The sequence below is a fragment of the Terriglobus sp. genome (genome assembly GCF_965201105.1).
GTDB lineage: Bacteria > Acidobacteriota > Terriglobia > Terriglobales > Acidobacteriaceae > Terriglobus.
The window spans coordinates 2,348,025-2,371,617 of sequence record NZ_OZ241741.1; the positions used below are offsets into that span (position 1 = coordinate 2,348,025).

Consider the following 23,593-nt stretch of genomic DNA (forward strand, 5'->3'; position numbering starts at 1 on the left):
GTAAGTCAACTAGGAGATTAGGTGCTTTTCCATGACATACACGGTGAGTGCCACTCGATTGCTGACGCCAACACGCTTCAGCAGCGCCCGTACCATGCCTTGGACGGTGCGTACGCTCAAGCCGAGGGCGCCGGCAATGTCACGGTCCGGGCTTCCGAGGACGAGTAACTGCAACACTTCGCGCTCGCGTGGGGTGAACTGCACGCGCTGCCGAACGGGCTCGGTGGTGGAAAGCGTGTCGATGAGCCCGGCCAGCACCTTGCGCGGCGCCCAGATGGAGCCGTCGGCAACGACCTGGAAGGCCATTTCCATTTCGGCAATACTTGCGTTGCGTGGCAGGTAGCCCTTGGCACCGGCGGCGACGACCCGGGAAATGTAGGCAGGGTCAGAGCTGTCGCCCAGGACGAGGATGCGCAGGCCGGCGCGCGCCCGGCGAAATGCCGCGAGTAGAGCAAACAACTCGTCTGCCGCCTCAAGGATAAGCAGGGACAGGTCTGACCGCCTGACCGCATCGGTCGGCAGCATGGGCAGGAGTTCGGTGCGGTCGCCAAAGAGTGCGGCCAGCCCCTGGAAGCGGAGCGGGTCCGCGAGGATGACGCCGATGCGCATGCGCGGAAACGTTTCGTTCACAGCTTCGGCAACACGATGCCGACCTGGCCCTGGTACTTGCCGGCGCGGTCAGCATAACTGGTCTCACACACTTCATCGGACTGAAAGAAGAGGATTTGGCACAAACCCTCGTTGGCGTAGACGCGCGCGGGGAGCGGGGTTGTGTTGGAGATTTCGAGGGTGACGAAGCCCTCCCACTCTGGCTCAAACGGCGTGACGTTGACGATGATGCCGCAGCGGGCGTAGGTGGACTTACCGACGCAGATGGTGAGTACATCGCGCGGGATGCGGAAGTATTCAATGGACCGTGCGAGGGCGAACGAGTTCGGCGGGACGATGACGCTGTCGGCCTGGACCGTGACAAAAGACCGCTCGTCGAAAGCCTTGGGATCGATGATGGCGCTGTTGACGTTGGTAAAGATCTTGAACTCGTCGGAAACGCGCAGGTCGTACCCGTAAGAGGACAGGCCATAGGAGATGCAGCCGTTGCGCACCTGCTTTTCGGCGAACGGCTCAATCATGCCGCGCTGGGCCCGCTCGCGAATCCATTTGTCGCTCTTGATGGACATTTCGCTCCAGATCGCTTCCGGGCAGCTAGGCCGCACCTGGTTGCAGAGGGTTCGTATAGGGTTTGCTTCATCTTACGTCAGCGCACATGGATGTGGGACGTTGTTGCACATTGACACGGCAGGTGGAGCTTCCTACCATCAGGGCACCGGTACGCAGAGCGAGAGCGGAAAGGCGCGATCCATTGATCAAGCAGGACCTGGTGCAGCGAGTTGTCGAACGCGGCGTGCCGCGCGTGCGGGCGGAGCAGGCTGTGGAAGCCGTGTTTCGCAGCATGAAGCGTGCCCTGGTCCAGGGCGATCGCATTGAGTTGCGCGGCTTTGGTGTGTTTTCGATCCGGCCGCGCAAGACCGGGATCGGGCGCAACCCCCGCACAGGCCGCGAGGTTTCCATTGAGCCGGGTCGCGCGGTGCGGTTCAAGCCCGGGCGGGAGTTGCAGGCGTTGGATGGGCAGAGTGCGGCGGCGGACGTGACGGAAGACGAGTAGGTTTTGGTTCGAGTGGCCGGTGGCGTGAGAAGAAGATTCAGGTTTCTCCACTCCGCACCCACGATAAAGCCGTGGGTACTGCGGTCGAAATGACAAGGTGTGGGTGACTATCTGCACGAAAGAAGTTATTTCCTCGCTCTGTAGTGCTGCTCCGAGAAGAAAGCAGGTCCTTCGCTCCGCTCAGGATGACACTCCCAACAAATTTTTACCTGTACCTGAGTGGGCGATGCTCTAAGACAGGCTGATTGCGTCGACGTCGATGACGAGGTTGCGGCGGGGGATGCCTTCCGCATCTGCGAATTGCAGCATGCGGCGCAGTGCCGACTGCATGTGCTGCCGTGTTTGGGCCTTGAGCAGTATGTGAAAGCGATAGATCCGCTTGAGGCGCGACACGGGCGCGGGCGCGGGGCCAAGGATGCGAATGCCGGGGTTGGCCGCGCCCTGCAGGTGCTGGCCGAGCCGTTGCGCCCAGGCGCTGGCTTCGCCCATGTCTTCGGATAACGTCAGCACATTGGTAAGCACGCCGAAGGGCGGATACAGGAACGGCCGGCGGAACTGCTTTTCTTTCTCGGCAAAGCCAACGTAGTCGTGCATGGCGGCAAAGCGCATGGCGTAGTGGTCGGGATGGTAGGTCTGCACGATGACGCGGCCGGGTGCGTCGCCGCGGCCGGCCCGGCCGCTGACTTGCGTAATGAGCTGGAAGACGCGTTCGGCGGCGCGGAAGTCGGGCAGGCCGAGGGCGTGGTCGCAGCCGACGACGCCAACAGTGGTCACGCCGTGAATGTCGTGGCCCTTCGCGATCATCTGGGTGCCGACAAGCAGGTTGATTTCGCCCGCGTGCAGACGGTGCAGCAGGTGCTCCATGTCGGCGCGGCCGCGAACGGTGTCGCGGTCCATGCGGCCGATACGTGCTTCGGGAAAGATGGTCTGTAATTTTTCCTCGCCCTGCTGTGAGCCGGCTCCGTAGAAGTAGAGGTGCTCGCTTTGGCATTGCGGGCATTGCTGCGGCACACGGCGCAGGGCGCCGCAGTAGTGGCATTCCAGGCGTTCGCCCGCGTGCGCGTGCCCGTCGCTGCTGGCAGGCGGCCGATGGTGCGTCATGGCGATGGCGCAGTTCTCGCACTCGATGCGCTCGCCGCAGGACCGGCACATGACTACATAGGAGTAGCCGCGGCGATTGAGCAGGATGATGGCCTGCTCGCCGCGGTTCAGGGTGGCGCGGGTTTCGGTGATGAGTTCGCGCGAGAAGAGGGAATCCTCGCCGGATTGGCGAAACTCCTCACGCATGTCGACGAGTTCGACGGGCGGCAACGGACGTGCGCCGACGCGCTGCGGCATGCGGATGAGGCGGTAACGGCCGCGCTCGGCATTGTGCCAGCTTTCGAGTGAGGGTGTCGCGGAGCCGAGGACGACGGGAATGCCGAGTAGCTTGGCGCGCATGACGGCGACGTCACGCGCGTGGTAGCGAGGGGTTTCCTCCTGCTTGTAGGAGGCATCGTGCTCTTCGTCGACAAGGATGAGGCCGAGGCTGCTGATGGGTGCGAAGACTGCGGAGCGCGTGCCGATGATGACGCGAGCTTCGCCACGGCGGATCCGGTGCCACTGCTCAGCGCGTTCGTCGGGCGTGAGCTGGGAGTGCAGCAGAGCGACGTCGTGGCCGAAGGCGGCGTACATCTGGCCGGCCATGGAAGGCGTGAGGCCGATTTCTGGAACGAGCAGGAGGACGGAGCGGCCGGCTTGGAGCGTGGCGCGCATGGCCGCGGCGTAGACGGCGGTTTTGCCGCTGCCGGTGACGCCGAAGAGGAGCATGGGGGCGAAGGTGCCCGCTTCGATGGCGGCGTTGACTGCGTCGAATGCGGTTTGCTGGCCTTCGTTGAGCGTGTGTTCGTGCGCGTGTTTTTTGCCGGGAGCGTGGACGCCGCCCAGGTGGAAGCTGAGCGGGCGTTCCTCAACGCGCAGGATGCCTCGGCGGATGAGGGTGGCGACGGTGGAGTCCGGGATGGGGGCGGCAACGAGTGCGCCGTCGGCATTGATCGCGGTGCGGTCGCGCAGGCTGCGGCGCAGGGCCGTCGCGGAGATCTCGCCGCCGACGCCGGCCATCTCGGACAGGATGGCGAGTTGATTGTCGTTCAGTTTGGGCAGGCGCGCGTCGGGCACGGTGACGAGGTAGCGCTCGGTGCGAGCAGCGTCGCGCTCGGCGGCTTCGGCTTCGCGGGCGAGCCAGCGTTTGCGGACCATGCCTTCCAGCAGTGATTTGTTCGCGCCGGTAGCGGAGCGCAGGGCTGCGAGGCGAGTGGCTTCGCCGGATTCGAGGCGGTTGAGTACGGCATACTCGCGGTTCTGGTCCTCGGGGCTGAGGCGGGAGCGGCGGCTGCTCCCTTTCTCCGCGCCTTCGTGCAGCACTTTGCGGCCGGCGTCGGTGATGCGGTAGAGCCAGGTGCGGCGCACTTCGGCGCTGAGGGGCAGCATGCCGCGCAGAACCTCGCCGAGCGGCGCGACGTAGTACCGGGCGATCCACTCGGCGAGGCGGATGAGTTCGGGCGGGAGGAGAGCGGCGTCGTCGAGGACCTGCTGGAGGGGCTTGAGCTCGAAGCCGGCGGTGGGCTCGTCGTCGTGCACGCGCAGGACGACACCCATGAGGCGCTGGCCGCTGAAGGGCACGAGCACGCGGGCGCCGACGGCGGGTTCCTGCCCGGCGGTGAGGTAGGTGAAGGATCGATCGAGTGGCACGGGCAAGGCCACATCCACGAAGCGCGCCACGTTTTTAGTTTAGGCGTGCATCTGAATGGTGTGCAGGTTGCGTGGCAGAAGTACGGCGCAGGGCGCGATACGGGTGTGCGCGCCTATGCGCTGTTGCCGGAGGCGATCGCGCTCAAGTTCAGCGATGGAAGTGTGTATTTGTATGACGCGGTTGCGCCGGGGCGCGTGCATGTGCGTGCGATGCAGCGGCTGGCGGAACGTGGATCGGGGCTGACGACGTATGTGAACCAGTTTGTGCGGGAGCGGTATGCGGGCAGGGTTGCATAGCGGTCGCCCATTGTTATTCGCTACTGCGGAATAATGCTGCAAGGCTTAGGCGCGGGCGGGTGGCTTCAGCTTCAGCTCGGTCATGACGCGCTGCAGGTCTTTCCAGGCTTCGCCTTTCTGGCGCGGGTCACGCAGCAGGAACGCGGGGTGGTAGGTGACGGCGCATTTGGCACCGCGCACGTCGAACCACTGGCCGCGCAGTGAGGTGAGTGACTGCTTGACGCCAAGCAGGTAGGTGGCCGCGGTGCCGCCGAGCGCGACGATGACTTCTGGCTGCACGATGTCGATCTGCTGCAGGAGAAAGGGTGAGCAGGTGTTGGCCTCGACCGGCTCGGGGGTGCGGTTTTTCGGTGGCCGGCACTTCACGATGTTCGCGATGAAGACCTGTTCCCGCGTCAGGCCCATGGCCGTGATCATGTTGTTGAGCAGTTGGCCGGCCTTGCCGACGAAGGGCAGACCTTGCTCGTCTTCGTCGGCGCCTGGGCCTTCGCCGACGAACATGAGCTTTGCGTTCGGATCGCCGTCGGCAAAGACAATGCTATGGCGGCCGGCGTAGGCGAGCGGGCAGCGGGTGCAGTCGCCAATGTGATCGCGAAGCGCGACGAGGGCTGCCGCTTTTTCCGCGGGTTGGGTTCGAGTGGTTGGGAGTGGCGCCAACTGGTTGAACGATGTGGGTGCGGGCATGTCTTGTAGGAAGGCCGCTGCGGCTGGGGGCGAGCTCGGGCTAGAAATCTGAGCTGCGGAAGCACCTGCGGGCGGCGTGATCTGGATGGTGGGTCCGGTGCCTTGGCGAGGCGAAGCTGACGCCTGCGAAGTTGCGCCCGCGCGGCGCTGCTGGGCCTGATCAAACGGGCTGAGCGCGGGTGGGCGCGACAATGGCGGCGTGGACGGCTGGGGCTGCGTGGGCCGGACTGCGGTGGTGCTTGCCGAAGCCCGCAGCGGAACGGCTCTCTGCTCTACGGAACCGGTGGAACTCCGAGTGGAGCGCAGGTGCGTTGCAGCCCACGACGCAATGCCTGCGTCCGTGGACGGTGCGGCACCCGGTTGCGCGAGCAGGTCGTAGATGCCGAGATCGCGCAGGTAATCCACATAGGCGCGCAGATCGTCCGGGTGCGGCAGGCTTGCGGATGTCTCGCGCGCGGCGTCGGGCATAGCGCGATTGTAGCGGCGCAACCGGTTCGGCCGCCGGCGAAGCTCGCCTAGACGATAACGTGCGACGTCGCAGGCTTGCTCTGCGGAGAGACGATGTAGCGGACCTGGCCGGTGCGGATCTCATCCTGTGCCACGCGGCAGGCTTTCATGCTGGTGGTTGCGATGAGGGGCGTGGCACCGTTCTGCAACTGGCGCGCGCGGCGCGCGGCCCCTTTGACCAGGCTGTACTTGTTCAGCAACGAATCGTCCATGTGCATGGTGCGCTCCTTCGGGTTCCCTTACGGCGCGGTTACAAGGATGTGGTGCTTGCCGTTACTGTACTCGAAATTGCGCATATTGGCGCGGGCTGTGAAAACTAAAGTTTTCCGGGAGAGTGCAACTTTCGGGAGGATCTATGCTGGGCCGGCGGTCGCAAAGGTGCTGAGAGCTTCGGAAAGGCGCGGCGACCAGCCATTGGTTTCGCAAGCGCGTGCGGTCCCCAGCAATTCCGCATCGGTGAGACCGCGCGCGGCGAGTACCACGCTGCGAAGCTCGGCAACGGCAGTGTCGAGGACGTCGTTGACGATGGCGTAGCGGTAATGACGCAGCGATCGCAACTCGCCGCGCGCCTGCTGCAAGCGGCGTTCGATTACAGCTTCGTCGGTCATGTGCTCGGCGATGCTGCGGTTGCGCAGCCGCCTTTCCAGCACGGCGGGGCTGGGCGGCATGATGAAGATCGACACGGCTTCGGGCATGCGCTGGATGACCTGCATCGCGCCCTGCACGTCGATGTCGAGCAGGAGGTCGCGGTGGTGCTCGGCGGCGAGCGCGAGTGCGGAGCGTGCCGTGCCGTAGTAATTTCCGAAGACGTCAGCCCATTCCAGGAAGGCGTCGTCCGCGATCATCTGCTCGAAGCGCTCCCGCGTAACGAAGTGGTACTCGCGGCCGTCCGTTTCAGAGCCGCGGGGAGTACGCGTGGTGTAGGAAATGGAGAAGTCCAGGCCTTCGACAAGGCGGCGAAGCTGATCGACGAGGGTTGATTTTCCGGAGCCGCTGGGTGCGGAGATGATGAAGAGAATGCCTGCCATCGTCCTTTCTTATACCCGATGAGGTGCTGGTCTTACACAGAGCAAGGCGGCAAATGAAGCGTGGCGCAACCGGTGAGATAACTGCACGCGGACTTAGCTGGAGAGCAGGCCCAATGATTCGAGGTCGGTTGGTGGCGCGGCAGCAGTGTCGGGGTTGAACTGCAGCTCATAGAGCCGCTGATAGAGGCCGCCGGCAGTTACCAGCTCTGCGTGGCTGCCGCTTTCGACGATCTCGCCGGCTTCCAGCACCAGGATGCGGTCGGCGCGACGGACGGTGGAGAGCCGGTGCGCGATGACGAGCGCGGTTCGGTCTTCCATAAGGTTGGCGAGCGCCTGCTGCACGAGCGATTCGCTTTCTGCGTCGAGCGAGGAGGTCGCTTCGTCGAGGATGAGGATAGGCGCGTCCTTGAGCAGGGCGCGTGCGATGGCGATGCGCTGGCGCTCTCCGCCAGAGAGGCGATGGCCACGTTCGCCGAGGACTGTCGCGTAGCCTTCAGGCATGGCGGAAATGAAGTCATCGGCCAGAGCGGCGCGAGCGGCGGCCTGGACGCGGTCAGGCGAGACGTTTGGCTGACCGTAGGCGATGTTGTTGCGAACCGTGTCGTTGAAGAGCACGGTTTCCTGCGTGACCGTGCCGACGAGCTTGCGCAGGCTGCTGACGCTCACGTCACGCAGATCGTGACCGTCGATGCGGATGCTGCCGGAGGTGGGGTCGAAGAGGCGCGGGATAAGATTGACCAGCGTTGACTTGCCTGCTCCGCTGGGGCCGACCAGAGCGATAAGCTCGCCGCGGCGAACGGTGAGGTCGATGGAGCGCAGCACGGGGCGCGGGGTGAAGTCTTCCTCGTCCTTGTAGAAAAAGCCGACGTCGCGAAATTCGATGGCATGCTGGAATGCTTGCAGGCGTACCGCAGACGGTTTCTCGGGCAGTTCATCTTCTTCATCGAGGAACTGAAATATCTTTTCGCTGGCGCCGAGGGCCTGCTGGAAGTTGTTGTAGAACATCGCCAGCTTGCGAACCGGATCATAGAGCGTGAAGACCGCAATCAGGAAGGTGATGAAGGAGCCCGCCGTCATTTGCTGATGCACGATGCGGTCGCGGCCGAGCTTGAGCAGAAGTGCGATGGCGATGGAGGCAAGCGCATCCATCAGGGGCGACGACAACGCCTGAACGCCGATGCTGCGCAGATTGGCGCGGAAGAGCCGGCGGGCGGCGCGGCGGAAGCGTGCCATCTCCCAAAGCTCCATGCCGAAGGCTTTGACAATGCGATTGCCGGTGAGCGTTTCATGCAGGATGTTCTGGATTTCTGCGAGCTTGTCCTGGCCGCCGCGCGTGGTGACGCGGACGCGGCGGCCGATGCGGCGCGCCGACAACATCACGATGAACACAAAAAAGAGCAGCACCCAGGCCAGGTTGCCGCCATAGATGATCACCACCGCCGCGGTAAATATGAGCGTAAACATCTGCTGCAGAAAGTCGCTGAGCACGCTGGACATGGCGATCTGCACGCGCTCGATGTCGTTGATGAGTGTGGAAAGCAGAGCGCCGGTGGTGTATCGCTGGAAGAACGCAGTGGAGCGCCGCAGCACGGCGTTGTACAGGTCGTTGCGCAGGTCGGTGACCATGCCGAAGCCGGCGTAATTGATCAGGTACGTGCCGGCGTAGTCGCACGCGGCTTTGATGAATGCGGAGATCACCAGGACGAAGGCAACGGTCGTCCACGCGTTGTGCATGAACGAAGGAACGAACGGCCGCAGGTCGATGGCGTGCTGGGTGTGCGGGATGGGAAAGCGAAGGATGCGGCGGTCGGAGGACTCTGCGCTGAGGATGTTATCAAAGATCGGCTTGACGAGCAGGATGCGCAGCGCAGCCATGGCACCGACCACGGCCATGAGCAGCATGGAACAGAACGTGTAGAAGAGGTAGGGCCGCTGATAAAGGAACAGCCGCCAGATGCGCCTCATATTTCGGCTGTCCTGTGCGGCTGGCAGCGAGTTACTTTGCGCGTGAACACCTGGATTGATTGTAACGGGCGTGCCGGGGCTGGTTAGTGTGTGATGAACCTTCTTTACGCACACACACAATGTGCAGTGCGTGCTGGCAGAAACGCAGGTTTCTCCACTGCGCACGCGCAAAGAGCGCGCATGCTCCGGTCGAAAATGACAGGTTTTCGGTCGTACTGTGATTCATCAGGCAGAACCTAAAGCCCGGTCCGCAAGGCATGCATTCGAAGGCTGAAACTCACTCTTTTCTCCGGCGCTCGCACGCGACTTCTTGCTTCGCGCTTGTTGGCGCATACCAGTGCCCTGACGTGCTTGTGATGTCAGCGGGGCATATCGCGGTGAGACGTTTTCACGCGGTAGCCGGCGTGGTGCAGCCGGGTTGCAAGCTCTTCGGCCAGAGCGACCGAGCGGTGCTGGCCGCCGGTACAGCCGAGCGCGACGGTGAGATAGCTTTTGCCTTCGCGGACATAGTGAGGCAACAGGAAGAGCAGCATGTCCGTAGTGCGGTCAAGGAATTCGCTGGTTTGCGGAAAGCCCATGACGTACTCGGCCACGCCGGCATCCTGGCCGGTCTTGTGCCGGAACTCCGGGATGAAGTGCGGGTTCGGCAGAAAGCGAACGTCCAGCAGAAGGTCGGCTTCGGGTGGCACTCCGTTCTTGAAGCCGAAGCTCATGACCGAAACCAGCATGGCCTGTTGCTGGGACTCGTGGCCGAACTGCGCATGGATGTGCGCGCGAAGTTCGTGCACGTTGAAGCGTGACGTGTCGAGCAAGACGCCGGCGACGTTGCGGATGGTTTCCAGGCGGCGGCGCTCGGTGTGAATTTGCGTCAGCACGCCTTCGTCGCGGCCCAGAGGATGCGGCCGGCGGGTTTCAGAGTAGCGGCGCACCAGGACGTCATCCGCGGCGTCGAGGAAGAGCACCGTGGTGGGCAGCAGTGGCTGCACCTGCTTGAGAATTTGCGGGAAGCGATCGAGCAGCGCCTCGCGAACGTCGACGCCGAGGGCTGCGCGATGGATTTCGCTGGAGCTGCTGATGAGCTCGGCGAACTGCGGAATCAATTCAAGCGGCAGGTTGTCTACGGAATAGTAGCCAAGGTCTTCAAAGGCGCGCAGGGCCGACTGCTTGCCTGCCCCGGACATGCCGGTGAGGATGATGAGTTGGTGCTGTGTGTGGGGAAGCACGGACGGCTGGCCTGCATCCGGGCCGGTGGTTCGCGAAGCATCTGCGTTGTGCTGCTGCGGCTTTGGCGTGGGGTCTTGATCGCCGGGCATGGGCGTATGCTAGCACCCCGGTTCCCGATAGTTGCCGATAAAGGCGCGAAAGGCGCGGCTTCTGAGCCGCGCCTTTCTGCTGCTGCCGTGCTTTGGATTAGGCGACCGTCTGCTCGTCGTGCAGTTCGCCGTCGTCCACGGAGTTGATGGCTTTCCCAATGCCAGTTTTGCTCTGGCCCAGCCGCTTCGATTCCGGGTCGATGTCGTTGACATCAATATCGTCGTCTGTTTGCAGCCGGATGGAACCAAGGGCGTTCTGCTCTGGATGGTGGCGGGTGGTGACAACCTTTTTCTTGTTTTTGAGAGCTTGCGACTCCACTTTATTCAAGGCTTCGGCCAGGGCTGCGGCGAGTTCCTGGGCCTCCTGGTGCATCGGCACCTTGGCCTCGCACTTGGCGGAAAGGTCGTGCAGCACGCTGAAGATGGCGAGCTCCACCACGCAACGATTCTTTTCACAGGTGAGCACTACCTTGGCCGAACTTTTCGGGCCAAGAATCCGTTCGATACGTTCAAGTCCTGCTTCTGCCTGCTGACGCAGCACCTGCGTAACGGTCGTGCCCCTGCCGGTAATTTCCAGATCCATGCGGACCCCCTTCCATCTGTGCGATTGGATGCCGGGAAGCGGGTGTGCGGAGGGATGGACGCGTGCGTGCGACCGAGTCGCGGTTGAGTGAACCCTTCCGCGGAGAAGCAGGTTTCTCCACTGCGCACGCGCAAAGAGCGCGCGTGCTCCGGTCGAATGACAATTTCGTTCGTTCCGCAATTCAGCACACGGAACCTAAAGCCCGGTCGAGCGATGAACTGTTCAGCAGGCCGAAGCCGCTGCTCCCTCCAAACATTAGCTTCGTTGGCGACGCTGATGCGTGCTGGGAATCTGCATGTCTTCGCGGTACTTGGCGACGGAGCGGCGCGTGACCTGAATGCCCTGTTTCGCGAGCTCCGCGACGAGTGCGTCGTCGGTCAGCGGCTTGGCGGGATTTTCGTCCTCAATCAGCTTGCGGACTTTTTTCTTGAGCAGCATCAAAGGCAGGTCGCCACCTTCCGGGCCATTGACGCCTTCGGTGAAGAAGAAGCGAAGCTCGTAGACGCCCTGGGGCGTGTGGACGTACTTGTTGGACACGGCGCGGCTGATGGTGGACGGATGCACGCCGATCTCTTCGGCGACCTCCTTGATCATCATGGGGCGCAGGGCATCGACCCCGCGCTCCAGAAATTCGCCCTGGCGGCGGACGATGGCTTCGCAGGTGCGCACGATCGTGTTCTTGCGTTGTTCGATATTGCGGAGCAACTGAACCGCGGAGCGATACCGCTCCTTCACGTAGTCCTGCACCTCGCGATCGGCGGTGCCCCGGCGCAGCATGCGGCGATACCCGGCGTTCAGGCGCAGCGCGGGCATGTCTTCTTCGTTCATGACCACGCACCAGTCATCGCCGCGGCGGGCAAACGCCACATCGGGCTCGATCAGGCGGGTTTCGTGATGTTCAAAGCGCTGACCGGGTCGCGGATCGAGTGTGCGGATGATTGCGATGGCCGCGTTGGTGTGCTCCGGTGTGGCGGCGAGCAGACGGCTGAGTTCGCGAATATCGCGCTTTTGCAGCAGCGGCAGATACTGTTGCACGATGCGGAGCGCAAGAGACAGGAGCAACTCGCGCTCGGTGTGCGGGGAGGCCTGGTCCTCTCCTCTGGTGTTCAGGGTGCGCTGCAGAAAGGCTTGAACTTCGCGCTGTTGGGCGGTGAGCTGCAGTTCCAGGCACTCCGTGAGACTGCGAGCGCCAACACCGAGCGGATCAAGCGCCTGCACGGTGGTGAGGGCCTCTTGCGCGAGAGCCGGGGTAACGGCGGGATCATTCGCGGCGGCAACCAGATCCTCGAGCGAGGCGCTGAGATAGCCGCTCGTTTCCAGGTTGCCGACGATCCACTCAGCAGCGGCGCGAAGCTCCCGTCGAAGCGCCATGGAGCTGAGCTGCCAAAGAAGGTGGTCGGTGAGCGTGCTTGGCTTTGACAGGAAATGCTCGAAAGAGGGTGCGTCGAGGTCTTCGCTGGAAACACCGCCGCCGGTGCGATAGCCGGGGTCAAGGTAGTCCTGGAAATAGCTGCCGAAGTCGATCTCGTCGAAGGGATCTTTTTCGGTGCGCTCCTGCTCTGCGGTCTTCTGCTCGGCGGAAAGCTCGCGGTCCCCTTCGCGCCCGGCGAGTTCATCAAAGCTGACGGAGGTGTCTTCAATTTCCTCGAGGAGGGGATTTTCGACCACCTCAGCGTTGATCATGTCCTTCAGCTCAAGCTTGTTCAGAGCCAGAACGCTGACCATCTGCACCAAGCCGGGGGTGAGCACCTGGCGCTGGGCGACACGCAGATGGAGCTTGGGCTGGAGCAGATGAAATCCTTTACGACGCCAAACACGGGTTGGCAGTGAAATTGCTTACTAAAACAAGTGTACTGCGCAACAGGCGCCCTTCGCGCGTTCGAAAAGCTCGCCCATCGACGGGCTGTGCCGTTTCGGGTCAGCAGCGGAGGAGGCGTACCCCTGAGGCCATATAGAGGCGGCGGGCTTGGCTCAAAGTTGGAAGTTGTTGCCCAGGTAAATGCGCTTTACTTCCGGGTCGCGGCCCAGTTCGCCCGGTGTCCCCTGGCGGAAGATGCGGCCTTCGGCGATGATGTAGGCCCGATCGGTAACACTGAGGGTTTCGCGCACGTTGTGATCGGTGATCAGCACGCCAATGCCGCGATTTTTAAGGGCAAAGATGATCTCCTGCAAGTCAAGCACTGCGATGGGGTCGATGCCGCTGAATGGCTCGTCGAGCAGGATGAAGGACGGCTGGATGCAGAGGCAGCGGGCGATCTCAACCCGGCGGCGCTCGCCGCCGGACAGCGCATAGCCGCGCGTCTCGCGGATGTGACAGAGATTCAACTGCTCCAGGAGTTCGCCGGCGCGCGCACGGCGGCTTTCCCAGTTGCCGGGTTGCGTTTCCAGAATGGCGAGAATGTTTTCTTCGACCGTGAGCTTGCGGAAGATGGAGGGTTCCTGCGGCAGATAGCTGATGCCGTGATCGCGGGCGCGCAGGTACATGGGAAGCCGGGAGATGTCTTCGTTGTCGGCAAGGATGCGGCCTGCGTCAGGGCGCACCAGGCCGACAATCATGTAAAAGCTGGTCGTTTTGCCGGCACCGTTGGGGCCGAGCAGGCCGACGACTTCGCCCTGCCGGATCTGCAGGTTGACGCCGCGCACGACCTCGCGGCCGCCATAACTTTTTGCGATTCCATCAGTCTGCAGTGTGCGCATTACGGTGTGGGACTTGGCTTTCTGCCCGCTCGTGAGCGTGCCTGCGGGGCCGGTCCACTCCGTTTGTCGGGCACATCGAGTTCGGTGTGCACGGGCATGCTGGGGGCGCCGTTTACCTGCACTTGATTATCGCCTTTGCCCTGCCCCAGGTGCAGCGTAAGTTCGGTGCCGGTGAGCGTTCCCTGCATGGGATCGTGCACCACGGGGGGCGCGCCTGGAGTCCCGGTGAGCACGGCGCTGCGAGTGCTGACCGTATAGAGCAGGTGGGTTCCGGTGGCGATGCGCTGGCCCTGCACGATGCGAACGTGGCCCGTGGCAGTGATGGATTGCAGGCCGCTGGCGAGCATGGAGCCGGGCTGGGGCACAGAGGCGGGCGACGAGGAGGAGGCGGGCTGGAGCGTTGCGGTCGCGCTGTCGGCGGTCACCACGTCATCCCCTTGGAGCAGGCGAACGCCGCCGCGGAAGTCCGCCGTGCCCGGCTTGCCCGCTGTGCTGCCGTGATAGAGCAGTTCCCGGCTGAAAACGCGGGTGGGACCATGCGGCTCTCCGGTGCCGCCCGGAAGCTGGGGACTCGCAGCAGCCGACTGCTGCATCAGCACGGTTTTCACGGTCGCAACGCCCGCCGCGGAGGTGGTGCCAAAAGCGTGCAGTGTCGCTGCTTTCTGGTCGGTTTCGATGGTTGGCGCTTCAATCTGGCCGGTGCTACTCCAGAGCCGAGCGTCGGCGCTGCCGCCCTGCAGCAGCACGGATCCTGTGCCGCGCGTGAGCCGGGCAGATTCACCGGCGAACTGCGTACCGTCCGAGCCTCGGGACCGGGAGGAACGGGTGGAGCTTGTCGCCTGCGTCAGGCTGCCACGTACCGCGCCGACGGCCTCTGCATCGCCCGTATCCCGATGCAGCGCGATGCGGGCGGCGGAGACCTGAAGGCCGTCACCGGAGACGTGGGGGGTGCCGGTGAGCACGAGCAGGTTTGTGGCCGCCTGAAACTCGGCGCGGTCGGCGGCAGCATCCGTCTGTGCGGCGGAACGGGCTGCAACCCCGGGCTGTGCGGCGGTCGGGGGCCGGGTCTCGTGGATGGTTACGTGTCCCTGCTGGACGACAGATTGCAGCGACGTTGGCTGGCTGGGATCGTGCTTGAGATCGGTCGAAGGCGCGAACGTGGCGAACAAGCTGTCGCTGGAACTGGTGCGGACGCTGCCGGAGCCGTCATCCTGCAGCAGGTGCGCGCCCTGGCTCGCTTCCAAACTTCGGAGCTGCACTGTGCGCGCACCCGGCGCGGTGTGCGCCACCAGCACGGGCGAGGTCAGCTCGGTCCGGTCGGTGCGGCCGGCCTGTTTGGCCGGTTGCAGCAGAACCAGTCTGATGACGCCCGTTGCGTGCAGCTCGCCCAAGGACAGGCGCGCGCCACCGCTGTCCTGCAGCGAGGAATCGATCTCTGCCGCGTCCAGCGTGCGTGAAATGCCGGGGCCGGAACTCTGCACGACGTGCGCCTGGCCGGTGAGCGTCAGGTGCTGCGCATGGCCGTTGTTGAAGCGGACCAAAGCGCGCTTCGCGGAGGCGTCTGTCTGATCGTCCTGCAGGTGAACGCCACCTTGCATGACCACCTGGTCGAGCTTGTTTTCAGGTGTGATCTCGGCGTGCAGTTCCGGCGCCTGCACGCGTTGTCCGGTGGCGGTGTGCAGGGTGACCCCGCCCGAAGCATCGAGCTTTTGCAGCGTGCCGGCATGGTCGTCTGGAGAGGACCGCAGCGAGGCGATCATGTGTGGCGCCTGCATGGAATCGTTAGCGTCGGTCAGTGTTGCATCCTGCAGCGTGGCGATGCGCGTGTTGCGATTCAACTGCGCGGAAGCCGCGTCGATGCGCTCAGGGTGGCCGTTTTCAATGCTGTGCAGATGAACATCATGCTGCAATGTGAGCGTGCCCGTATCCATTTCGTAATCGGCACCCACGGCTTCACCCTGCGAGGCGCCGTATTGAAAACGGATTTGCTCCTTTGTCGAGGCCACGCCGAGCTTCTGCATGAAGACGAGGCCCTTGCTTTGCATGGTGAGGCGCTTGGCATTGCCGGGCGCGTTGCCGCCCTCCGCGACGCCGATGTCGAGCAGCGTGTCGCCCATGGCGCGGACGACTCCGTTGGCCTGGTCGTACTCGAACTCCGCGCCACGGATGCTGTCGGTGCGGTTAGTGCCGGGAGAACCATACAGCGTGACCGCCACATCGCGCAGCGTGGTGATGCCGTTCTTATGCTGGATGGCTTTCGACGCGTGAATGGTGAACTGTGGGCGGCCATCGACGGTGCTACGCGAGATAGTGAAGCTGTTGGCTTCGGACTTGATGTCGATGCCGAGCTGACGCGGCAGGTTCAGGCGAACCTGGAGCGCGCGATAACGCGTGTAGGCAACAAGCGCCACCAGCAACGTGGCAAAAAGAACAACCGAGGCAAGCAGCCAACGCCGAAGCCGCTGCACACGGGAGCGTGGCCTGCCCGTTCTGCCGCTCACCCTGCCTCTGTCTGCCGCTGCCGCATCCTGCAGCTATCTTCTCACCGGCGCATCCAACCTTGCAGCATGTCCGATCAGCTTTATCTTTCGCTCTGGTTTCCGAACTTTCGCCTGGCTGCCCTGCCCGAGAAATTGACCGCGGTGCTGCAGCAGTTCGCGCGCGTTTCCGGCAGCCCGCGCGTTGCCGTGGCAAGCACGCTGCCGCTGGACTGGCACGAGTCGCCGGTCTTTCAGCGCATCTTTGTGAACGACGACCGGGCGCAGGAGAGCGATGACTCCCTTGCCGCGAACGCGGTGGCCGAGGCGACCGAGCAGCTGCACGATGACATGGCGTATGAGTTCGAGGCAACGTGGCAGCTTTGGCAGCCAGAGAAGGCCGCGGAGGGCTTCGATGCCACGTGGCGGCTGGAGCCGGCAACGATCAAGGTAATTGGTTTTGGGCCGGAGTTCGATGCGGGCGCGTATGAGCAGAACGGGCACATCCGCGTGGACTTCGGCCTGGACACGCCCTGGGTGCAGGAAGAAGAAGACGTCGATGAGACGGGTGCCGAACGCATCAAGCAGAACGTGGAGAAGCTGCTGGCGTTTGTGCTGTCGGTCGAGAAGCACTGCGGCATCAGTTCGCGGCTGCTGTGGACGGAGAGCGGAGAGCCGCTGGCGGAGAAGCTGATTGCACGGTTGCAACGGTTGAACTAAGACAGGCGATTCCGGGGCTGAAAGCCCGATCGATACCGGAGGGAGCAGTGGTCTAAAGGCCGCCGCTCCCTCCGGTAACGATCTGTGAGAAGTCGGCGATGCGGGTGAAGTCGTTGACGATCTGCAGCAGCAGGCCGAGGCGAGCGGCGCGCAGTTCGGGTTCGGGGGCCATCACCATGACCTTGTCGAAGAAGGTATCGACGACGGGGCGCATCTCCGCGATGGAGCGGAGTGCGCCGTCGTAGTTGCCCTGTTTGCGCTCGGCTTCGACGATGCCGGCTCGCTTTTCCGCTTCGAGCGCGAGTTGCTTTTCGGCATCGTGGGAGAGCGCGGCGGCAATCTCGTCGGCGGTGGCGAAACGCTCGCCTTTTTGCTGGGCCAGTTCGACGATATTGCGCATGCGCTTGAACGCGGCGCTGATCGCGGCGAAGTCGTCGGTTGCGCGGGCGGAGGTGACGGCATCGACGCGGTTCATGGCGTCGCGAACGTCCAGCGGTGCGGTCGCCATGACGGCGTTGACGGTGTCGTAAACGCTGCCGCGCACCTCGCGCAGGTACCACTCGAGGCGCTCGCGGAGGAACGGCAGCAAATTGTTCGGATGCGCGGCAATGGGAGCGCTGGCGACATCCCCCAGGTTCAGCGGCAGTGTGCTTTCCGCGAGCATCTTGATGATGCCGTTTGCGGCGCGGCGCAGCGCGAACGGGTCCTTGGAACCGGTGGGCTGCAGGCCGAGGGCAAACATGCCGCTGATCGTGTCGATCTTGTCGGCGAGCGAGAGCAGGACGCCTTCGAGCGTGCGCGGGATGCTGTCCTCGATGGATGCGGGCCGGTAGTGATCGTAGATCGCCATCGCGACCGGTTCGCCCAAGCCCTGTGCACGCGCGTAGAGGCCGCCGACGATGCCCTGCAGTTCGGTGAACTCCTTGACGAGTTCGCTGGTCAGGTCGGTTTTGCTGAGTTGTGCGGCGGTGTCAAGGGCGGCGAGATCGATGGTTTTGCCGCCATCCTGTGCGAGCTTGCCTAGCTTTGCGGCCACTTCCCGAATGCGTTCGGTCTTGGCGGCGTAGCTGCCCAGGTCGCGTTGGAAGGTAACTTTGTCGAGCAAAGTGATTCGGTCGGCGAGTGGGGTGCGCTGGTCGAAATCGTAGAAAAAGCGAGCGTCGTTGAAGCGGGCGCGGATCACGCGCTCGTTGCCGTGACGGATGATGCCTTGGGCGCGCTCGCTGGGATCGGTGTTAAGAACGGCGAGGAAGTGCGGGAGCAGCTTGCCGTCGGCGTCCTCAACCGCGAAGTAGTTCTGATGGTCGCGCATCACGGTGACCAGCACTTCCTCGGTAAGGGCGAGGTACTCGGGTTCGAAGTTGCCGAGGACGACCGAGGGCCACTCAGTCAGGTGCGTGGGTTTGTCGACCAGCGCGTGGTCCTCGCGCCAGCGCGCGCCGGGAACGGCGCGAGTGACGCGGTCGAGCGCTTTGCGAATGACGTGCCGGCGATCTTCGACGCTGGCGAGCACAAACGCTTCGTTTAGCGCACTGGTGTACTCCGCCGCATGTGCAAGGGCGACCGGTGCTGCGCCGTGCAGGACTCGGTGGCCGTAGGTGAGGTTGGCGGCGGTACGGCCAGCCCACTCCACGGGAACAATCGAATCATCGAGTAGAGCGACGATCCACTGCAGCGGTCGTACGAACCGCTCCGGCTTGCCGGGCCGCCAATACATGTTTTTCGCCCAGTAGATTGCGGCAATTTCGCGCGGGAGCTCGGCGGCGATGACTTCTGCCGCCGGCTTGCCTGTGTGCTTCAGGGTTGCGGCCAGGTACTCGCCTTTGCTGTTGGTGATGGTGCGCAGTGTTTCGACGGCGACGCCGGCCTTCTTTGCAAACGCGTGGGCGGCGGCGGTCGGCTGGCCATCTTTGTAGGCGGCCTTTACGGGTGGACCGGTCAGATCTTCTTCGGCGTCGGGCTGCTGGGGCGCAACGCCGTGCACGAGGACAGCAAGGCGACGCGGCGTGGAGAAGCTCTCGATGGCTGCATCTTCCGCGATGAGGCGCTCGCGCCCAAGCATCTCGCGCACGCGCAGTGCGAGTTCCGCTTCGGCGTCGGCGAGCATGCGCGCGGGGACTTCTTCCAGGCCCAGCTCGAACAGGAAATCAGCCATGCGCCACCTCCTGTGCTGCCGAGGCGGGCGTAGCGGTCAGTGCGGCCAAGCGCTCACCCTGCGCGGCGTAGGCCTTGGCGACGCCGACGATCAGGTTGCGGATGCGTGCCATGACGCCAACCCGCTCTGTGACCGAGATGGCGCCGCGCGCATCGAGATTGTTGAACAAGTGCGAGCACTTGAGCGCGAGTTCGTAGGCACCGAGCACGGGAAATCGCTTCAGGCGCAGCTCGTCCGCTTCTTCGCCGAAGCTCTTCGCCGCCTCCAGCAAGGCCAGGCATTCGGCTTCGTAGGTGTTCAGGTGCAGCCAGAGCTTGTCAACATCGGCGTAGTCGAAGCTGTATGCGGAGAGCTGCTGCTCTTCCGGCAGGCGGATGTCGCCATAGGTGGTGACCTTGCCGGTGTCGGGCTCGCGCGCCCATTCGATCTCGTAGATGGAGTCGACGTCCTGCAGGAATTGCGCGAGGCGCTCCAGGCCGTAGGTGATCTCGCCGGAGATCGGGTCCAGGTCAAGGCCGCCGCACTGCTGGAAGTAGGTAAACTGCGTGATCTCCTGGCCGTCCATCATGACCTGCCAGCCGACGCCCCAGGCACCGCCCACGGGCCACTCCCAGTTGTCTTCCTCGAACTTGATGTCGTGATCCGCGAGCACGATGCCGATGGCTTCGAGGCTCTGCAGGTAGAGGTCCTGGATGTTCGCCGGTGGCGGCTTCAGGATGACCTGCAGCTGGGTGTGCTTGTAAAGACGGTTCGGGTTGTCGCCGTAGCGGCCGTCCGCTGGGCGGCGCGAGGGTTGCGCGTACGCGATGCGGACAGGCCTGGGGCCAAGCACGCGCAGAAAAGTGTCCGGGCTCATGGTGCCGGCGCCGACTTCCACATCAAACGGCTGCTGCAGCACGCATCCGCGCTCTGCCCAGAAGCGCTGCAGCGCGAACAAGATTTCCTGAAAGGTAAGCGCCTTCATTGGCTGCGCCTGCGCCGTTGACATGCGAATGTTGCTCCTGAGTTGTGTCTGCCCAGTTTACCGGACAGACACACCCGAGGAGCGCGGAGCGGCTTACGCGGTGAGCGAGGGCGGGGCGACGCGCGGGTCGATGCCGAGGGTTTTGTTCGGCTCCGGCCCAAGCGTGAATTCAAGGTGCGCCCCCGCGTTCAGGTCGTCGTGGGTGACCCAGAGCCGGTCCAGCGGCTTGCCGTTGAGCTTGACCTGCTGGATGTACTGGTCGGTGGGCGCACTGCGCTGCGCTGTGATCGTGAGTTCGCGGTCACTCGCCAGCCGAATGCGCACATTGTCGAACACCGGCGCGGTGAGCACGTAGGTGGCGCTGACGGGATCGACTGCGTACAGGCCCATGGCGGACATCACATACCAGGCGGACATCTGACCGCAATCCTCATTGCCGGCGAGGCCGTCGAAGTCGTTGTGATAGAGCGTGTCCAGGATCTGGCGGGTACGCATCTGCGTCTTCCATGGCTGCCCGGAGTAGGTGTAGAGGAAGACGATGGCGTGGCTCGGTTCGTTGCCGTGGACGTACTGACCGATGAAGCCGGACATATCGACGACTTCTTCGTTGGACACGCCCGGCTCCTGCACAAAGAGCGAATCGAGCTTTGCGTTGAAGGCGTCGCGCCCGCCGAACAGTTCGATGTAGCCCTTCGCGTCGTGCTGGACGAAGAACGTGGTCTGCCAGGCGTTGGACTCGGTGTAGTCACGATACTTGTTCGTGTGACCCGTCGCCTTCGGGTTGAAGTCGGGCGTCCACTGCCCGTCGCTGAGTTTGGCACGGATGAATTGTGTCTTCGGATCGAAGAGGTTCCGATAGTTCTGCGAGCGCTTGCGCTGGATCGCGGCGTCGTCCGCGTGGCCGGTCGCGTCCGCCACGTGCGCGCAGGCCCAATCGTTGTACATGTATTCGACGGCGCGGCTCACCGACTGATCGTGCTTGTCGGCGGGAATATAGCCGAGCTGGCGATAGTACGCCAGGCCCTCATAATCGTCATCCATGTTGCGCTTGCGCATGACCTTGTAGGCCCGCTGCCAGTCAACGCCCGGAACTTTCTTCGTGCAGGCTTCCGCCATGACGCTGGCGGAGTGATAGCCGGTCATGCAGAAGGTTTCGCCACCCTGCAGCGGCCAGATGGGCATGCCGCCCGGACTGTCCTCGGCCATGCGGACGAGACAATTGACCATGGGCGCGACGCGGTCCTGCTGCCACAGCGTGAAGCTGGGGTGCAAGGCGCGGAACGTGTCCCACAGCGAATAGGTGCTGTAGTTGTGCTGGCCGGCGTCGAGCGTGTGCACCTGCTGATCCATGCCGCGATAGCTGCCGTCTGTGTCGTCGGCCAGCGTGGGTGCGCACATCATGTGGTACATGCCGGTGTAGAAAATGGTTTTGCGCTGCGTATCAAAGCTGTCGACCTGGATGCGCGACAGCTCGCGGTTCCAGGCGGCTTTGGCATCGGTGCGAGCAGCGTCGAAGTCGAACTCCGGCACCTCTGCTTTCACATTCGCCAGCGCGTTCTCCGCGCTGACCATGCTGATGCCGACCTTGATCACCACCGGGCCGCTGGTGTCCGGGTAGATGGCGGCGTGCAAAGTGCGGCCTTGAACGTCCGTGCCGTCGACGGGCTTCATGTCGCTGTAGAGCTGGACTTTCTGGAACGGCTTTTCGAACACCATGGCCAGGTAGACCTGGCGCGTAGGCGCCCAGTCGTGGACGGTGCGGCCACCCAGCAGGGTGTTGTTTCCGACCACCTTGAGGTCCGCAGCGGCGATCCGGTTGCGCCGGGGATCGTCAGCGGTGAGAGGGTGACCGGTCTCCAGGTTCTCCGACTCGTCGTAACAGTGCGTCAGGTCCAGCAGCACGTGGCACTTTTCCTGCGACTGCGGAAAGGTGTACCGGTGGATGCCCGCGCGCTCGGTCGCGGTCAACTCGGCGACGATCTCGCTGGCGAGCCGCACGGAGTAGTACCCCGGCTCGGCGTGCTCGTCCGTATGGGAAAAGCGGGTGCGGTAGCCGCCGTCGGGCTGTTTCTTGTCGCCAGGGATGAGCCGGACCTCGCCCAACCGCGGGACCACCAGGAAGTCCAGCAGGTCGCCGCCGCCGGTGCCGCTCAGGTGCGTGTGGCTGAATCCCATGATGGACGAGTCCATGTGGTGATAGCCGGAACACCAGTCCCAGCCGTGATTGTCGGTATCAGGGCTTAGCTGCACCGCGCCGAACGGAACAGTAGCACCGGGAAAAGTGTGGCCGTGGCCGCCGGTGCCGCAGAAAATGTTGACGTACTTTGTGAGTTCCGAGACCTGCTCGACGCCCGCCTTGTGGAGCGGCAGATGTTGCCCGCGCTGCGCCTTTTGCGCCAGCAGTGTGCTGCCCGCTGCCAAAGAACTCATTTGCAGAAACGTACGCCGGTTCCAGGTCACTCGATGCTCCTTCGCTGTGTGCGGTTACGCCAACCAGTATGCCCGTATTGGCATGGCTTTGCCCATTATGCTTATCGAGCCACTGCATGTTGCAGGGCGGTCGCGGGATTATTGCGTGCGCGCCAGAGTGCACCCTGCACCGGCTCAATGATGTCGGGCAGCACCGTCGTGCCGGGGTGCCCGGCAAGAATCGTTTGCGTGATAGCTTCGCGAACAGGCGCAACGTAGCGCAGGACGGAGCCGGCGAAGGCGACCGGGGGCGGTGCGGCGAAGCTGTCGTGCTCCATGCGGCGCAGCTTTGCAATGGCCAGCAGGGCGGTCTCGCCAAGCGCAACACCGGTGTTGCGGAGCACGCCCTGGGCGATGGTGTCGCCCTCACGCGCGGCCTCACTGACCAACGGCACAAGCCGGGCAAAGTCCGGCGGGGGGTAGGTGTTGACGTGACCGACCATGCCGGCGAGATTCACCTGCCAGAAGGCGGCGATGCGCTCGGTGAGCAAGGTGAACTCATCGGAGTCAATCGCGCGGAAGGCGGCGCGTACCGCATCGCGGCCGATCGCGTGGCCCGAGCCTTCGTCGCTGACTGCTGGACCCCAACCGCCGGCATTAACCAGGTGCCCGTCTGCCGTGCGCGCGGCCACGTTGGAACCGGTGCCGGCCAACACCAGTACGCCGCGCCCACCCTGAAAAGCGGCATCCAGCGCGATGACCACATCACCAACCAGCAGCAGCTCGCCACCGGTGCGCTGCGCAAAAGCCGCCACGAGCCATTCGGCGACCAGAGGCACGGAGAAGCCGGCGGCACCGATGCAGGTGCGGGTTACGTCGCGAAGGTTGCGGCCGCTGCGGAGCTGCAGGTCGTCACAGGCAGCCTGCAGGTTGGCCTGGGCGACCTCGGCGGAAACGCGCATGCGCTTGATGCTGCCGCTTTCAGCGCGCGCCAGCTCGGTGTGCGCATCCGCCAGCACGTAGGTTGTGGTGGTGCCACCGGCATCCACGCCTAGATAGAGCGGCATCCTTGTTCCTTCGGGGTTCAGGAGCTTCGCGGCACTGCGCTAGATGTGAATGGTCCAGCCGAGCTGTTCCAGTTCGCGCTCCACATCGGCCAGCGCCAATTGCAAGGCCGAGCGCCGGTGCGGACTGCTGGTTCTCTCGGACAGGATGCGCTCGCGCTGCATCTGTAGCCCTTGAAGGCGACGCTGCCGTGTCTGCTCCTGCTGCTGCGGCGTCGCGGCACCTGCCGGACGCGTTTGCCCGGCGCCTTCCTGCTGCCCTTCCACACTCTTGCTTTCCCAGCCTCGTGCCATACCAATCATTCTATGCGCGGGAACGCGCCCAAGTCGCATCCGT

General features: G+C 63.8%; 20 protein-coding genes. 3 read left to right on the forward strand and 17 right to left on the reverse strand.

Features of this window, described 5'->3' with window-relative positions; translation table 11 throughout:
- Positions 1–9 precede the first annotated feature (9 nt).
- Positions 10–630 carry a DNA-binding response regulator gene (locus ACOFKT_RS10220; protein WP_419803892.1) on the reverse strand — a complete coding sequence of 207 codons (621 nt, stop codon included), beginning with the start codon at positions 628–630 and terminating at the stop codon, positions 10–12.
- Positions 627–1,178 (reverse strand): dCTP deaminase, encoded by a 552-nt coding sequence (gene dcd / locus ACOFKT_RS10225; protein ID WP_419803893.1) that lies wholly within the window; start codon positions 1,176–1,178, stop codon positions 627–629. The genes ACOFKT_RS10220 and dcd overlap by 4 nt, the downstream gene beginning before the upstream one ends.
- Before the next feature lie 182 nt (positions 1,179–1,360).
- On the opposite strand from dcd, the gene ACOFKT_RS10230 reads away from it, so the two are divergent.
- Positions 1,361–1,663 (forward strand): HU family DNA-binding protein, encoded by a 303-nt coding sequence (locus ACOFKT_RS10230; RefSeq protein WP_419803894.1) that lies wholly within the window; start codon positions 1,361–1,363, stop codon positions 1,661–1,663.
- A 231-nt stretch (positions 1,664–1,894) separates the two neighbouring features.
- On the opposite strand, the gene priA is transcribed toward ACOFKT_RS10230, so the two are convergent.
- Entirely contained in the window at positions 1,895–4,423 is a 2,529-nt protein-coding gene (priA, locus tag ACOFKT_RS10235) for a replication restart helicase PriA (RefSeq protein WP_419803895.1), read from the reverse strand.
- A 15-nt stretch (positions 4,424–4,438) separates the two neighbouring features.
- Here priA and ACOFKT_RS10240 point away from each other — a divergent pair, with 15 nt between their 5' ends.
- Positions 4,439–4,690 carry a hypothetical protein gene (locus ACOFKT_RS10240; protein WP_419803896.1) on the forward strand — a complete coding sequence of 84 codons (252 nt, stop codon included), beginning with the start codon at positions 4,439–4,441 and terminating at the stop codon, positions 4,688–4,690.
- Between the two features lie 45 nt (positions 4,691–4,735).
- On the opposite strand, the gene ACOFKT_RS10245 is transcribed toward ACOFKT_RS10240, so the two are convergent.
- The 9 genes from ACOFKT_RS10245 to ACOFKT_RS10285 all read right to left on the reverse strand — a co-directional run bounded on the left by ACOFKT_RS10245 (position 4,736) and on the right by ACOFKT_RS10285 (position 15,968).
- On the reverse strand, positions 4,736–5,842 hold the full coding sequence (locus ACOFKT_RS10245; RefSeq protein ID WP_419803897.1) for a uracil-DNA glycosylase: 1,107 nt from the start codon (positions 5,840–5,842) through the stop codon (positions 4,736–4,738).
- Between the two features lie 47 nt (positions 5,843–5,889).
- Positions 5,890–6,099: a DNA-directed RNA polymerase subunit omega gene (gene rpoZ / locus ACOFKT_RS10250; protein ID WP_419803898.1), complete on the reverse strand. Its 210-nt coding sequence runs from the start codon at positions 6,097–6,099 to the stop codon at positions 5,890–5,892.
- A 135-nt stretch (positions 6,100–6,234) separates the two neighbouring features.
- A complete protein-coding gene (gene gmk, locus ACOFKT_RS10255; RefSeq protein ID WP_419803899.1) occupies positions 6,235–6,909 on the reverse strand; it encodes a guanylate kinase in 675 nt (224 codons plus the stop codon).
- Between the two features lie 93 nt (positions 6,910–7,002).
- Positions 7,003–8,874, reverse strand: coding sequence for an ABC transporter ATP-binding protein (locus ACOFKT_RS10260; protein ID WP_419803900.1), 1,872 nt, complete (start codon positions 8,872–8,874; stop codon positions 7,003–7,005).
- A 359-nt stretch (positions 8,875–9,233) separates the two neighbouring features.
- A complete protein-coding gene (rapZ, locus tag ACOFKT_RS10265; protein WP_419803901.1) occupies positions 9,234–10,187 on the reverse strand; it encodes an RNase adapter RapZ in 954 nt (317 codons plus the stop codon).
- 97 nt (positions 10,188–10,284) lie between these two features.
- Positions 10,285–10,770 (reverse strand): HPF/RaiA family ribosome-associated protein, encoded by a 486-nt coding sequence (locus tag ACOFKT_RS10270; protein ID WP_419803902.1) that lies wholly within the window; start codon positions 10,768–10,770, stop codon positions 10,285–10,287.
- 255 nt (positions 10,771–11,025) lie between these two features.
- Complete coding sequence (gene rpoN, locus ACOFKT_RS10275; protein WP_419803903.1) at positions 11,026–12,519, reverse strand: RNA polymerase factor sigma-54; 1,494 nt, start codon at positions 12,517–12,519, stop codon at positions 11,026–11,028.
- Positions 12,520–12,741: 222 nt separating this feature from the next.
- On the reverse strand, positions 12,742–13,467 hold the full coding sequence (lptB, locus tag ACOFKT_RS10280; protein WP_419803904.1) for an LPS export ABC transporter ATP-binding protein: 726 nt from the start codon (positions 13,465–13,467) through the stop codon (positions 12,742–12,744).
- The gene (locus ACOFKT_RS10285) at positions 13,467–15,968 is read right to left on the reverse strand and encodes an LptA/OstA family protein (protein ID WP_419803905.1); all 2,502 of its coding nucleotides are present in this window, start codon (positions 15,966–15,968) and stop codon (positions 13,467–13,469) included. The genes lptB and ACOFKT_RS10285 overlap by 1 nt, the downstream gene beginning before the upstream one ends.
- Positions 15,969–16,034: 66 nt before the next feature.
- Between ACOFKT_RS10285 and ACOFKT_RS10290 the strand changes: the two genes are divergently transcribed.
- Positions 16,035–16,664, forward strand: coding sequence for a hypothetical protein (locus ACOFKT_RS10290; protein ID WP_419803906.1), 630 nt, complete (start codon positions 16,035–16,037; stop codon positions 16,662–16,664).
- 52 nt (positions 16,665–16,716) lie between these two features.
- Here the strand turns inward: ACOFKT_RS10290 and glyS are convergent, their stop codons facing one another.
- From glyS to ACOFKT_RS10315, 5 genes are all read right to left on the reverse strand, one after another.
- Complete coding sequence (gene glyS, locus ACOFKT_RS10295) at positions 16,717–18,819, reverse strand: glycine--tRNA ligase subunit beta (protein ID WP_419803907.1); 2,103 nt, start codon at positions 18,817–18,819, stop codon at positions 16,717–16,719.
- A complete protein-coding gene (locus tag ACOFKT_RS10300) occupies positions 18,812–19,807 on the reverse strand; it encodes a glycine--tRNA ligase subunit alpha (protein WP_419803908.1) in 996 nt (331 codons plus the stop codon). The genes glyS and ACOFKT_RS10300 overlap by 8 nt, the downstream gene beginning before the upstream one ends.
- Positions 19,808–19,876: 69 nt before the next feature.
- A complete protein-coding gene (locus ACOFKT_RS10305; RefSeq protein ID WP_419803909.1) occupies positions 19,877–22,213 on the reverse strand; it encodes a GH92 family glycosyl hydrolase in 2,337 nt (778 codons plus the stop codon).
- Positions 22,214–22,314: 101 nt separating this feature from the next.
- Complete coding sequence (locus ACOFKT_RS10310; RefSeq protein WP_419803910.1) at positions 22,315–23,259, reverse strand: N-acetylglucosamine kinase; 945 nt, start codon at positions 23,257–23,259, stop codon at positions 22,315–22,317.
- A 39-nt stretch (positions 23,260–23,298) separates the two neighbouring features.
- A complete protein-coding gene (locus ACOFKT_RS10315; protein WP_419803911.1) occupies positions 23,299–23,550 on the reverse strand; it encodes a hypothetical protein in 252 nt (83 codons plus the stop codon).
- Positions 23,551–23,593 lie beyond the last annotated feature (43 nt).